The organism is Peribacillus sp. NPDC097895, assembly GCF_050277555.1.
Taxonomy (GTDB): domain Bacteria; phylum Bacillota; class Bacilli; order Bacillales; family DSM-1321; genus Peribacillus.
Genome location: NZ_JBNNSH010000001.1, coordinates 2220169 through 2233887, shown reverse-complemented (window position 1 = coordinate 2233887; position 13719 = coordinate 2220169). Strand labels below are relative to the sequence as shown.

The following is a 13719-nucleotide window of genomic DNA, read 5'->3' as shown; positions in this document are numbered from 1 at the left end:
AAGAGAGTGGATTGTTCGGATTATAAAAATAGTTTTAAATATTCTAAAAATTCATTGACAATGTAAGGGTTTCATTTTAGAATTAATTCATAGATAAAACAATGTTTCGCTAATGAAACACAATGCAAGTTAGAAACAACCAATAAGGGAGGATTTTTAAAATGACAAAAGAAACTTTTTCAGTGAAAGACTTTGAAAAAAAACATGTTGCTAGATTGAAAGACCGTACACTTGATTGGAACGTCTTGAAATTCCAAGAAGAAATCGATCCAGCTTATAAACGTGCACAGATGAGATATATCGGACGTGGGGCCACGGCGAATAATGATACGAATGTAATTGCTGGTGAGCATTTTACACTCAGTACGATGGTGCTTCCGCCGGGATGTATCGGACCTTTACACCTTCACGATGATGTAGAAGAAGTGTTTTTCATTCTTGAGGGTGAAGTTACGGCTTTGATTCAAGAAGATAGCTATAGCGAAGTGCATGAGATCAAACTAAGTGCAAGAGACTGCATCAGCAGCCCGCCTGGAGTGTATCGGGGAATTAGGAATGACGGGGATGTCGAGGCGCGCATGCTTGTAATGCTTGGGGCCGTGAAGCCTAACCTGCCAACATATCCTGAAGGAAGCGCGCTGGAAGAACTACGTATGCAACGCTCCAAAGAAAGAGAAGCCATCATTAAAGACTGATCATTTATCCAAAGAGGGGCACCTGCATTATGAAAATTAATGAGGCGCCCTTTTCGATTAGATTGTTAAATGTGGTCCATGCAACCTATCAAAAAAGCAATCTATTTTATGGGAGGTATAAAAAAGATGCTTGGAATTACTCATTTACGACATATTGGTTTGATTACGCCGAATTTTGACAAGCAAGCAGAGTTTTATGAAAAGGTTTGGGGTCTGGATAGAGTGGATGTTCCAGAAGAAGAGAATACCGTTTATTTTCGCGGCGCTGGACCGGAACATCATATTTTAAGCCTTCATAATGGAGAAAAACGTGGGTTGCACCATATATCTTTCGGCATGGTCGATAAAAACGCAGTGGACCGTGCAGCTGAGTTATTGCAATCAAAGGGAGTTCGAATTATTAAACAACCTGGATATTTGGAGGAAGCAGGTGCTGGTTATGGCCTGAGGTTCATCGATCCAGAAAACCGAGTGATTGAGCTTTCAGCTTGGGTGGAGGTTCAAACATCCATTTGGAACAATAAAAATGTAGATCCAGTGAAACTGAATCATGTTGTCATGAACACAAAAAACTTAGATATGATCGTTGAGTTTTATACAGATGTACTTGGTTTTAAAGTGACTGATTGGAGCGAGCATCAAATGTCTTTTCTGAGGTGCAATAGGAAGCATCATTCCATTGCCTTTAACCAAGATGTACATGCCTCCGTCAATCATATTGCTTACGAAGTCGATTCCGTGGATGAACTGATGCGCGGCATAAGCAATGTTCGAAAAGCGGGGCTGTCAGAACTTTGGGGACCTGGGCGTCATGGTCCTGGAGACAATATTTTCTGTTATTTTCAGGATCCAGGCGGTTTCGTTATGGAGTATACATGCTATTTGGAAACGATTGAAGATGAATCAGAATGGAGAGCGCGTGTATGGAAACGGGTACCGCATTTAATGGATCAATGGGGTATTGCTGGGCCTCCGAAGCCCGAAGCACGCAAAGCTATGGGAGGAGATCCTGATCCGGGCTGGGTGGATGCTGATATAGAGGATTCAGTCTTGGCGGAAAAATGAGGAGAAGTTACATTATCCCCCATTTCCCATGCGCGTGAAAGTTACCTTTTTTTACTATTAAGGGACAGCGTTTAAGGAAAATGGCTTTGAAAAGGAGTGATGAGAATGGATTTAGGATTGAAAGGAAAAGTGGCTGTCATTATGGGTGGCACGTCGGGCGTGGGCTTAAAAACAGCAGAAATGTTTTTAGCTGAGGGAGCGAAAGTGGCTATATGCGGCAGAAGCAGCGAGCGTATGGAAAATGCTCAAAGTCAATTGCTCACATTTGGTGATAAGGCAGATATTTTTGCATCAACTTGTGATGTCACCTCAAAATCGGATGTGGATTCTTTCATTAATGGGACGGCTGAAAGGTTCGGCGGGATCGATATATTGGTGAATGCAGCCGGTCAAAGCGTGATGGGTTACTTTTTTGACATTACGGATGACCAGTGGGATGAACAAATTCAATTAAAGTTTTTTGCCATCATATATGCGGTTCGTGCTGCGCACCCTCATTTAGTGAAAAGGGGAGGCGGTCGGATCATTAATATTAATGCAACACTTGCTAAAGAACCGGAACGTCACATGGTAGCGACTGCAGCAGCACGCGCTGGTCTCTTGAATTTAAGCAAAACGCTGTCCCAGGAACTAGCCTTTGACAATATACTAGTGAATTCCGTGAGTCTTGGATTGATCCGGACTGATCAATGGGAGCGTAGAAGATTGAAAAATGCACCGGATATGGATCCGGAAGAATACTACGGTGATCTTGCGAAGAAACGGAATATTCCACTCGGTCGTGTAGGCGAAGCGGAAGAAGTCGCCAGTGTCATTGTTTTTCTTGCTTCAGACAAAGCAAGTTATGTAGCGGGTTCGACAATTGAAACGGCAGGAGCGATCGGTAAGGCATTATAATCATATTATAAAAAAGGTAGGATAACGCGATGAAAATACAAGAAAAAATAGAGTTCACGACTGCCGATTCCATCGTAAAGGAGCTAGTTCTTGCAGGAGTGGAAGCTGCTTTTGGGATTGTCAGTATTCATAATATGCCTATCTATGATGCGATTCTTAGAGAAGGAAGCATTAAACTCATTTGTTCCCGCGGAGAGAGCGGTGCAGTCAATATGGCCGATGGATATGCCCGCGCTACTGGTAAATTAGGTGTAGTGATTACCAGTACTGGAACAGGGGCGGGAAACGCGGCTGGTTCATTAGTGGAAGCTTGGGCCGCTGGCGTCCCTCTTCTACATCTTACAGGGGAAGTTGCTTCTTCTTATCTTGGAACGGGCAGAGGATACATACATGAATGTAAAGACCAGCTTTCTATGATGAGTGGTGCTTGTAAAAATGCTGTAAGGCTTAGAAATCCTGCCCAAACTGCTGCAGTTGTAAGGAAGGCGATAACTGAAGCATTGACTGCGCCGACGGGACCGGTTACATTGGAGATTCCTATTGACTACCAATCGGCTATCATAGAAGATCTTTCGCTCGATGGGGTACGGGAATCATCGGTTGAAATAAAGTCAAATGCATTCATTCCTGAACAAGCCGTACAAAAAATAGTTGCAGCACGCCGTCCCGTGATATGGGCCGGAGGTGGGGTCATCAGTGCCAATGCCACGCAAGAGTTGCGAAAATTGGCGGAGATCCTGGGTGCAGCAGTAATAACCAGTCAATCTGGAAAAGGTTCGATACCGGAAAACCATGAACAATGCATAGGACATTTTGCGGCTTATGAGCCAACAAAAGAGTTTTTAAGGAATGCGGATTTATTGATTAGCGTAGGCGTCCGATTTAGAGGAAATGAAACGTCCAATTGGAAGGTGCCGGTGCCTGAAGAACATATAGCGATCGATGCGGATTTGCAGGCGATTAACCGAAACTATAAAGCAACGCTAGGTTTGGTTGGCGATGCAAAAGATATGCTTGCTGCCATTAATCAGAAGCTTGAAGAAAATTCAGTACAAGCGGAACTTTCTTATTTAGAAGAGGTCCGTTCGCTTAGAAATGAAGTGCGCGCTCAACTTCGAGAAACGTTAGGTCCTTATGAGCAATTTGTAGATGGCATGAGAGAGATATTACCGTTAGATACGATATTAGTTCGAGACGTAACTGTACAGGCAAACGTTTGGGGCAGCCGTTTATTTGAAATCCATGAGCCGAGAACCTCCATTCATGCATCAGGGGGCGGAATTGGTCAAGGTCTTCCGACAGCAATTGGTGCCCAAATGGGGTGTCCGGATAAAACCGTGGTTCTGATGGCTGGAGACGGTGGGTTTATGGTGAATGTCGGGGAAATGGTAACGGCAGCTGAAGAAAACTTACCAGTTATCATCGTATTGTTTGATGATTCAGGCTATGGGGTTCTTCGCAATATTCAAACAGCCGCGTATGGGCGACAGGTAGCCGTGGATTTATTGAGTCCCGATTTTGTAAAACTGGCAGAATCCATGCACTTTAATGCTGTCAGGATTGGGTCTGGAGATGAATTCGTATCCGAATTGAAAAGGGCGAAAGAAAGACGTAAGCCTTCAATGATCGTTGTTGATATGGAAGCTGTGGGACCGATGGCCAAGCCATTTGGAGGACCTCCAGGAGCTGCGGAAGCTTTCAAGCCCAAAAAATTATAATGGAGGAATTTGAATGATTTCGACGTACCCATTTGTTTCAGGAAAATACCTTGTTGATGGAGAATGGATGGAAAGTGCAGAAAAAGCTGATGTGAGCAATCCTGCAAACACATCGGAAGTGGTTGGCCAGGTGGCAAAATGTTCTGAGGAAATCGTCAATGATGCTATTGAAGCGGCTGAAAAGGCTTTTAGAACATGGTCGCGAACGGATATATGTGATCGGGCTAGTCGAATGAATGCAGCGGCAGCAGAATTATCAAAAGTAATTGAAGAAAATGTAACCATGTTTGTCCGGGAAAATGGGAAAAGTCTTGTTGAGGCTAAGAAGGATTTATTACGCTGTGTTGAAGTCATGAAGGGCAGTGCGACAGAGTTACTTGATTGGTGGAAACCAGAAGTGCTTCCAGGAAAACAAAAAGTCCAAATCAGAAGAAGGGCAAGAGGAGTCACGGCAATTATCACACCGTGGAATTCTCCAATGATATTAACATTTAAACGGGTCATACCTGCTGTTTTAGCAGGCAATGCTGTTGTAGTAAAACCTGCCACGAATTGCCCATTAACGATTATGACTTGTTTGAAAGTAGTAGCGGAACACTTTCCTCCTGGAGTCATCAATATAGTGTCAGGATCAGGAAAAGCTATCGGTGACAAACTTTGCTCGGATTCCCGCGTCCGGACAGTGGCATTTGTCGGGAGTACAGAAACCGGAAAAGATATAATGAAGAAGTCAGCTGGAAATCTACAAAAAGTATATATGGAACTTGGCGGCAATGATCCTGCTATCATCATGGAGGACGCCAATTTGGATGAAGCGGCAATCAAACGTTTGAGGATGGGGATTTTACGAGCCGCAGGTCAAGTGTGTTCTGCGGTTAAACGAGTGTACGTCCAAGAATCACGTTTTGATGAGGTTGTTGAAAAGCTGACTAAAGAATTTAATCGGGTGGTTGTTGGTGATGGCATTCAGCCTGATGTAACAATGGGTCCATTGAATAATAAAGCACAGTATGACTACGTGAATGGCTTGATTGAAAGAACGGTTCATTCAGGCGGAAACATAATCACTGCTGGCATTCAACTAAATCCAGAAACTTGGGATAAAGGTTACTATATGCTTCCTTCTATTATTACAGGTGTCAATCAGCAAAGTGAAGTGGTTCGGGTCGAACAATTCGGACCCATCATTCCAATTTTACCTTTCAATGATATTGATGAAGCTGTAAAATTAGCGAATGATAGTGAGTTTGCCCTGCGTGCATCTATTTGGACAGAGAATGAAGATATTGCTATCGAAATGGCAGATCGCCTTGAAGCTGGTGCGGTTTTCCATAATAATCATACCGTTTTCAGCGACTTGGCTCTGGATTTCCCTGGTTTAAAGGAAAGTGGTGTTTCCCGGGAAACAAGACACTGTGGGTTGGAATTCTTTGCAGATTCATTCGGGTTTGCTGATTGAGAAAGGATGAAACTTCATGAAATTAGGCTTAATCGGATGCGGGAACATCGGGAAATTCCTGCTTCAGGCAATAAATAATGACGGACTTCTTCCAGGTGGGAAAATCGTTTCGATTTATGCACGCCGTGAAGAAATCGCAGCCCAACTAGCTGAGGAATTTAGTACACAGTCCTATAGGGATGTCGACGCACTTCTTAAATCGGATGTGGATGTAGTCATAGAAGCAGCCACGATTGAAGCTGCAGAAGAGTATGCAATGACCGTTCTTAAAAGCGGAAAAGATCTTTTGCTAAGCAGCATAGGAGTGATGGCGGATGCTGGCTTTGCAGAAGAATCAAACAATATTTGCAGAAATAATAACGTTAATATTTACCTACCGTCTGGTGCGATCGGAGGTCTTGATGTACTTAAATCGGCAAAAGCTGTGGATGGACTTGAATCCGTTTGCATTACCACGAGAAAGCCTCCCAACGCATTGCCACCAGGTTCGTCATTGGTAGAAGAAACGGTTTTATTCCAAGGAACGGCTTCAGAAGCGATCAAGCAGTTTCCGAGAAATATTAATGTGGCGATTGTGCTGTCTTTGGCTGGCCTTGGACCTGAAAAGACGAAAGTGAAAATCATTGCCGATCCAAATGTGACGAAAAACATTCACCTAATTGAAGCGTCAGGTTCGTTCGGGAAATTCAGGCTTGAAGTGGAAAATGATCCGATGCCAAATAATCCAAAAACGAGTTATCTAGCCGCGTTAAGTGTTTTGGCTACGCTGCAAAACAAGGAAAAGTGCCTTCAAATCGGGTAATGAATGATAGATCAAGCTAATGAAGGGGGAGGAAAAAATATGCTTAAAACAGATAAATCATTAGAAGAAATGTCTAAACAGCAAGTTGTTAACTATTTGAACGAAACGGTTAAACCAGAGGAAGGCGTCATACCTGCATACCTCCTGGGAGATCAAAAGGTATACGATATCGAACATGTAAAAGTGTTTTTGAAAACATGGGTCTTTGTCGGCCATGAATCTGAAGTTCCCAACAAAGGTGACTTCATGACCCGCGAACTTGCTGGCTACTCGCTCATCATCACGCGTGATGGTGAAGGGGAAATCCGCGCATTTTACAATATGTGCACACATCGTGGAATGAAGCTATGTCGTGCAGATAAGGGGAACAAATCTTTATTTACATGTCCTTATCATGGTTTTAATTTTAAAAACACAGGGGAGCTCGTGGGGGTGCCCCTGCAAAAGGATATTTATGGAGGTACGCTTGACCGTTCAGAAATGGGTCTTCACAAAGTGAAACTGGAATCCTATAAAGGTCTTTTATTTGGAACTTGGAACGAAGAAGCAGAGCCGCTTGAAGATTTTCTTGGCGATATAAAATGGTATTTGGATTTACTCGTAGGGCGCGCTGAAATGGAAGTGATCGGGGTCCCTCAAAGATTCATTGTCAATTCCAACTGGAAAGTGGGTTCGGATAACTTTGTTGGTGATTCCTATCACACGATGGTCACACATGGTTCCATTGCAAAACTGGGCATGGTACCCAACGCAACCTATTCGAAGCGTGGTTTTCAAATCCATATGGATAACGGCCATGGATTAAATTTAGGGACACCGAATCCCGACTTCGCATTCCCGGAAGAATTGAAAGAAGAATTTAAAAGTAATTTGTCTGAAGAACAGTATGAAGTGTTATCAAACTTAAAGAATATGATTGGAAACGTTTTCCCGAACTTGTCATTCTTAATTTCTCATACAAAAATCAAAGAACAGTTTATCTCTAACACTTCCATTAGAATGTGGCGCCCAATTGGTCACAATAAAATGGAAGTGATTGCTTGGATGCTTGTGGAAAAGAACGCCTCTCAAGATTGGAAAGACCGGTCAAGAGATTCGTTTATCTTGACCTTTAGCCCATCCGGTATTTTTGAACAGGATGATACGGAGGTATTTACGGACATTACTGAAGCAGCCCAAGGCCCAATGCCTTTTATAAAGAATTTAACCTATAATTATACTATGGGTCTTCATCGTGAACCTGTTGATTTTATAGGGCCGGGTATTGCTTACGATGATAAATTCACAGAAGCGAGCCAACGTAATTTTTACAAATACTGGATGGAATTGATGACGAAATGATATACGGGAGGAGGAAAGGAAATGAACGTGGAAAAAATGCTGATTAAATGTGAATTTGAACAGTGGTTGTATGATGAAGCAGAATTACTGGATGATATTGAATTTGATGGTTGGTTCGATTTAATGCACTCTAGCTTGCGCTATCAAATGCCTGTGCGAGTTAATAAAGAAGGTGTGGAACGTCCGGATTATTCGACAGACATGTTCACCTTTAACGATGATATCGAGCTGTTGAGGCTGCGTGTGGATCGATTGAAAACGGATTATGCATGGGCCGAAATCCCGCCATCAAGAACACGGCGTTTTGTGTCTAACGTGAGCGTTAAAGACTACATTGAAGGGGAAAAGGCAATCGTGAAGAGCTATCTGCTTATCTATCGAAGCCGCAGCACCGATATTCAACACGATTTGATTTCGGGGGAAAGAAATGATGAATTCATATTTGAAGATGGTAAATGGAAACTTTCCAAACGGGTATTCATTGTTGACCAATCAACGATAAATACTAGGAATCTTGCTATCTTCGTATAATATTGACTAGCACATAAAAGATCATATGGAGGTTGGTTATAATGGCAACGGGGTTAAAGGATAAAGTGGTGTTGATTACCGGAGGCAATTCGGGTATAGGGGAAGCTGTCACTCGACGTTTTATTCAGGAAGGGGCAAAAGTCAGCATCATTGGCCGCTCTTTGGAAACGTTAAAGAAAATGAAAGAAGAATTTGGAGAAGAGATTCTCATTAACCAAGGAGATGTAAGCAAATACGAAGACAATGAAAAGGCTGTACAAGCCACTGTCGAGCAATTTGGAAAGCTAGATGTTTTCATTGCTAATGCAGGAGTCTTCGATGGATTTGCAAAATTTTCCGATGTAACTCCCGATGCACTTTCCGAAGCATATGATTTTCTGCTCAATATTAATGTTAAAGGTTCATTCTTCGGTGCGAAAGCAGCTCTTGAAGAACTGCAAAAAACGAATGGGAATATTATTTTCACCGTATCTGGTGCAAGTTTCTATCCTGATGGAGGCGGCGTATGGTACACAGCCAGCAAGCATGCTCAAATCGGTTTGATGCGGCAACTAGCGTTCGAACTCGCACCGAATATTCGCGTTAATGCTGTAGCACCTGGAGGAACACTGACAGCATTATCGGTCATACCTCCTCTAAGACCATTTGTAAAAATCGTGGATAATGAGACGAAGGCCAGCAGCATAAAGAAAAGAAACCCACTTCAGCTTGCCCAGATGCCCGAAGATCATGTTGGTGCTTATGTCCTCCTAGCTTCGGACGAAGCGCGTGCAATTACTGGCGAAGTCATTTCCAGTGATGGTGGTTTGTCAGTTCGTGGACTTGGTTGATTTTATACCTAAATAGACTTAGAAAGAAGGTTTATAAATATGACTGAACCACTTTTGGGCAATAGGAATATAAATCAATTAGCATTCGTTGTAAAAGATATTGAAGCTGCTAATCTAGCTTTTACAAAATTGCTCGGCATTAAGATGACAGATCCATTTCTAACGGGTGATAGTACAGTATCGAAAGTGACCTTTAGAGGTGTACCAACGGAGTCAAGATCTAAACTGGCTTTTCTAAATACACCAACCGTCCAATTTGAACTAGTAGAACCCGATAAAAATCCAGGAACGATGCGTGAGTTCCTGGATGAAGTAGGTGAAGGGATCCACCATGTTGCTTTTGATGTAGACTCCATCCAAAAGAGGTTGCCTATCATGGGAAAAAGTGGATACCCAACTTTGCAAACGGGTGAATTCACTTCGAGTGACGGCCGGTATGTATATGTGGATACACTAGATGATCACAAAACGTTAGTTGAACTGCTTGAAAGTGATGAGCCAAGAAAAACGGCATGGGAAAAACCAGAAGATGCAAGCGTTCAGCCGTTATTAGGGACTAACAAAGTGGAACAGCTTGCGTTCGTTGTAAAAGACTTGGATGCGGCTGCAGATGCATATTGTAAGTTGTTGGGTATTGAAAAACCTCCCATCATTCATTCTGGATCAACCGAAATTACAAATGTGATTTACAAAGGGAAGCCCACCGAAGGAAAAGCAAAATATATGTTCATCGATACTCCGTTCATTCAGATTGAATTGATCGAGCCGGGCGAATCACCTAGTACGTGGAAAGATCATCTTGAAACATATGGTGAGGGTGTTCACCATATCTCTTTTGTCGTTAAAGACATGGAGGCTAAAATGAAGATATTAGAAGAAATGGGCTATCCGGTCATACAGACAGGGAACTTTTTTAACGGAAAAGGAAGATATGCCTATATGGATACAACATCGACCTATAAGGTGATTATTGAGCTGCTGGAACGTTTTGAAAAGTAAAATCTTGTTCACGTGTGACCATCAATAGGTGTTCTGGCTGCAATTGCCTGAACTCATCACACTTACATAGTTAGGTTAAACTATCGTACAGCCATTTTTCAGCATTCTCCTACTAGCTGATTCACTAGACATGTGAAATCCGTAGAATCAAAAAGCATGTATAAGGCAATGGCATGCAATATTTCCAACCATGAATCGCTATGTTTGGAAATATTGCGAAATGGTGCTACAAATTTATTTAGTTTGATATACACATCATTAGGTCTTATACATGTAATAGATTTATGAAAGCGTTTTCGGTAATGTTCATTCGGTCAGTTTTGTTTTCAAAGGCCATTTTTTGTTTAATTCACGTATAAATGTTTTTACATTTTTTTTGTCTTCCATGATGGGAGAATAAACGTATGAAAGCGTTCTGTTAAAGGACTCATTTTTCAACTGTATAATAGAAAGGATTTTATTTTGAACATCCCTCTCAATGACACTTCGGGAGAGAAGAGCGAGTCCTGAGCCATTTTTTATAAGTGTTTCTTTAATTCCTTGGTTACTGCTTATGGTAAGGATCGATTTAATTTTCAAGCCATTTGAACGTATGACGTGGTTAAGGTATTCACGTGTACCAGATCCAACTTCCCTGGTTACCCATGCTTGGTTATGTAGGTCAGTAATCGCTACTTCGCGTTTACAAGCGAGCTCATGATCGTTCGAAGAAACGACGAATAACTCATCTTGCATAAAGGGGTGTACGGAAAGCTCTTTTTCGTTTGTTTGACCTTCGATTAAACCAATATCCACTTTGTATAACCGAACGGCTTGAACAATTTCTTCGGTGTTTCCAATTACAACTTGAAGCTCAAGTTCCGGATAGTCCTTTTGAAGGTCATTGAGTAATGAAGGTAATATGTATTCTCCTATTGTAAAACTTGCCCCTATCTTTAATTCGCCTTTGATGGACTTATCATGTTCTAAAATGTCTTGTCTTGTCTGTTCATAGATGGTGAGCATTTGCTTAGCACGATCGTACAGGATTTCTCCTGTTAATGTGACTTTTAAGAATTTAGGGGAGCGTAGAAATAATTTGGTTTGAAATTCTTCTTCTAATTTTTTTATGTGTAAACTTACACTTGGCTGTGACATAAGCAGCATTTCGGCTGTTTTTGTAAAATTTTTGACTTCTACAAGGGTCACAAATGTTTTTAAAGCATCATAATACATAGGAATCCCGCCTTGTTATTAATATTCTTAATAGTTGCAATAAATTATATATATTTTACTAATGATGCGCCTTCAGGTAAAGTTTAATGAGAAACTTATTTTAGGAAGAGTCTAGACTAGGGAAGGCAATCGCCCTTAATAACTTTATTTTTATTTATAGCGAGCTGTGAAAAGTTGTTCCATCCTTTAGCGAACGGAATTTTCTAAATTTTTTTACAGTTAAAACCAACTTGGTCTATAGGAGTAAGCGAATTAATGAATTCCATAGATCGGGAAAAAGTTTATACCCACTCGTAATACATAAGAATCAACTAAGATAAGTTTATATTCCTTTGTGAGGTGGAAAACGTGCAACTTCAGGTAAGTAACAGTCCTTTTAATCATGAACAGGCAGAGCTTCTTAACAAGCTACTTCCAAGCTTGACTGAAACACAAAAAGTTTGGCTGAGCGGTTTTCTGACCGCGACTTTGTCAGTTTCCAATACAGGTACAGCAGACGTACAGGTATTGGCAGCTCAACCTAGCGAAAAGACAATATCAAAAGAGGTTACCATCCTTTACGGTTCACAGACGGGAAATGCTCAGGGGTTGGCTGATAATGCTAAAAGAACACTTGAGGGTAATGGATATCAGGTAACCATTTCATCCATGAATGACTATAAAGTGAACAACTTGAAAAAAGTTCAGAATCTTCTTATTGTGGTAAGTACGCACGGAGAAGGTGATCCACCGGATAATGCGTTGTCATTCCATGAGTTCCTTCATGGCAGAAGATCGCCAAGTCTTGAAGATCTCCATTTTTCCGTATTGGCGCTTGGGGACAGCTCATATGAGTTTTTCTGTGAAACGGGAAAACAATTCGATAAGCGCTTGGAAGAACTGGGCGGGACACGGCTTTTCCCGCGGACGGACTGTGACCTTGATTATGATGAGCCTGCTGCAGAATGGCTGGAAGGAGTCCTTTTTAGCTTAAGTGAGGAGCAAGGGAGTACAGTTTCCGCCGTTCCAGCAACAGCAGCTCCAGTAAATGATCACACGTATTCCAGGACGAACCCGTTTAAAGCGGAAGTGCTGGAAAATATAAACTTGAACGGCCGTGGCTCCAACAAAGAGACACACCATCTCGAATTATCACTGGAAGGCTCTGGCCTAACATTTGAACCTGGTGACAGCCTTGGTATTTATCCGCAGAATGATGAGGTTTTAGTGGATATGCTACTAAAGGAACTCAATTGGGATCCAGAAGAAGTCGTGAAGGTCAACAAGCAAGGCGACCTTGGGAAATTTAGGGAATCGCTCATCTCCGATTTTGAAATAACCGTATTAACAAAATCACTCCTTGAGCAAGCAGCACAGCTTTCAGGGAATGAAGATTTAAAGGCACTTTTATCACCTGGAAATGAAGAAAAACTAAAAGAATATCGTGAAGGCCGTGATTTGCTTGATTTTGTCCGTGATTTTGGTTCATGGGGTGAATCGGCGCAAGAGTTCGTCTCCATCCTACGAAAAATGCCAGCCCGTCTTTATTCGATCGCGAATAGCTTATCCGCATATCCGGATGAAGTGCATTTGACAATCGGAGCTCTCAGATATGAAAGCCACGGACGGGAAAGAAAAGGTGTCTGCTCGATTTTATGTGCCGACGGTATACAGCAAGGGGACACGCTGCCTATTTACATTCAGCATAACCAGAACTTCAAGCAGCCTAAGAACCCAGACACTCCAATCATCATGGTTGGTCCTGGGACAGGAATTGCTCCGTTCAGATCCTTTATCCAGGAGCGGGAAGAAATGAATGGGAAAGGTAAAACATGGCTCTTTTTCGGCGATCAGCATTTCGTGACCGATTTCCTATATCAAACTGAATGGCAAAAGTGGTTGAAAACAGGTGTACTTTCGAAAATGGATGTTGCCTTTTCGCGTGACACGGATGAAAAAGTGTATGTACAACACCGGATGCAGGAGCAGAGCAGGGAATTATACGAATGGCTTCAAGAGGGAGCAGCGGTATACATTTGCGGTGACGAAAAAAATATGGCACATGACGTCCATAATACGCTTATTGAGATCATTGAAAAAGAAGGTCAAATGAGCCATGCTGATGCGCAAGCTTACCTAGACGAAATGCAACAGAATAAACGCTATCAACGTGATGTGTACTGAAAAT

At 42.0% G+C, this 13719-nt stretch carries 12 protein-coding genes; 11 read left to right on the top strand and 1 reads right to left on the bottom strand.

The features are described from left to right. The first annotated feature begins 161 nt into the window (after positions 1-161). The 10 genes from ACQKMH_RS10675 to ACQKMH_RS10630 all read left to right on the top strand — a co-directional run bounded on the left by ACQKMH_RS10675 (position 162) and on the right by ACQKMH_RS10630 (position 10337). Positions 162-695 carry a cupin domain-containing protein gene (locus ACQKMH_RS10675; RefSeq protein WP_427587352.1) on the top strand — a complete coding sequence of 178 codons (534 nt, stop codon included), beginning with the start codon at positions 162-164 and terminating at the stop codon, positions 693-695. Between the two features lie 126 nt (positions 696-821). Beyond that, a complete protein-coding gene (locus ACQKMH_RS10670; RefSeq protein ID WP_427587351.1) occupies positions 822-1760 on the top strand; it encodes a VOC family protein in 939 nt (312 codons plus the stop codon). 105 nt (positions 1761-1865) lie between these two features. Continuing rightward, a complete protein-coding gene (locus ACQKMH_RS10665) occupies positions 1866-2657 on the top strand; it encodes an SDR family oxidoreductase (RefSeq protein ID WP_427587350.1) in 792 nt (263 codons plus the stop codon). A 29-nt stretch (positions 2658-2686) separates the two neighbouring features. Next, positions 2687-4375, top strand: a complete 1689-nt coding sequence (locus ACQKMH_RS10660; RefSeq protein ID WP_427587349.1) for a thiamine pyrophosphate-binding protein — start codon at positions 2687-2689, stop codon at positions 4373-4375. Positions 4376-4388: 13 nt separating this feature from the next. After that, entirely contained in the window at positions 4389-5834 is a 1446-nt protein-coding gene (locus tag ACQKMH_RS10655) for an aldehyde dehydrogenase family protein (protein ID WP_427587348.1), read from the top strand. 16 nt (positions 5835-5850) lie between these two features. After that, positions 5851-6636, top strand: coding sequence for an aspartate dehydrogenase (gene nadX, locus ACQKMH_RS10650; RefSeq protein ID WP_427587347.1), 786 nt, complete (start codon positions 5851-5853; stop codon positions 6634-6636). A 39-nt stretch (positions 6637-6675) separates the two neighbouring features. Further along, on the top strand, positions 6676-7977 hold the full coding sequence (locus ACQKMH_RS10645) for an aromatic ring-hydroxylating oxygenase subunit alpha (protein WP_427587346.1): 1302 nt from the start codon (positions 6676-6678) through the stop codon (positions 7975-7977). Positions 7978-7998: 21 nt separating this feature from the next. After that, positions 7999-8508, top strand: a complete 510-nt coding sequence (locus ACQKMH_RS10640) for an aromatic-ring-hydroxylating dioxygenase subunit beta (protein WP_427587345.1) — start codon at positions 7999-8001, stop codon at positions 8506-8508. Positions 8509-8549: 41 nt separating this feature from the next. Then, positions 8550-9338 carry an SDR family NAD(P)-dependent oxidoreductase gene (locus ACQKMH_RS10635; RefSeq protein ID WP_427587344.1) on the top strand — a complete coding sequence of 263 codons (789 nt, stop codon included), beginning with the start codon at positions 8550-8552 and terminating at the stop codon, positions 9336-9338. Positions 9339-9377: 39 nt separating this feature from the next. Beyond that, positions 9378-10337 (top strand): VOC family protein, encoded by a 960-nt coding sequence (locus tag ACQKMH_RS10630; protein ID WP_427587343.1) that lies wholly within the window; start codon positions 9378-9380, stop codon positions 10335-10337. Positions 10338-10643: 306 nt separating this feature from the next. Here ACQKMH_RS10630 and ACQKMH_RS10625 read toward each other — a convergent pair whose 3' ends face one another. Continuing rightward, on the bottom strand, positions 10644-11552 hold the full coding sequence (locus ACQKMH_RS10625; RefSeq protein WP_427587341.1) for a LysR family transcriptional regulator: 909 nt from the start codon (positions 11550-11552) through the stop codon (positions 10644-10646). 348 nt (positions 11553-11900) lie between these two features. Here ACQKMH_RS10625 and ACQKMH_RS10620 point away from each other — a divergent pair, with 348 nt between their 5' ends. Next, on the top strand, positions 11901-13715 hold the full coding sequence (locus ACQKMH_RS10620) for an assimilatory sulfite reductase (NADPH) flavoprotein subunit (protein ID WP_427587340.1): 1815 nt from the start codon (positions 11901-11903) through the stop codon (positions 13713-13715). Positions 13716-13719: the final 4 nt, after the last annotated feature.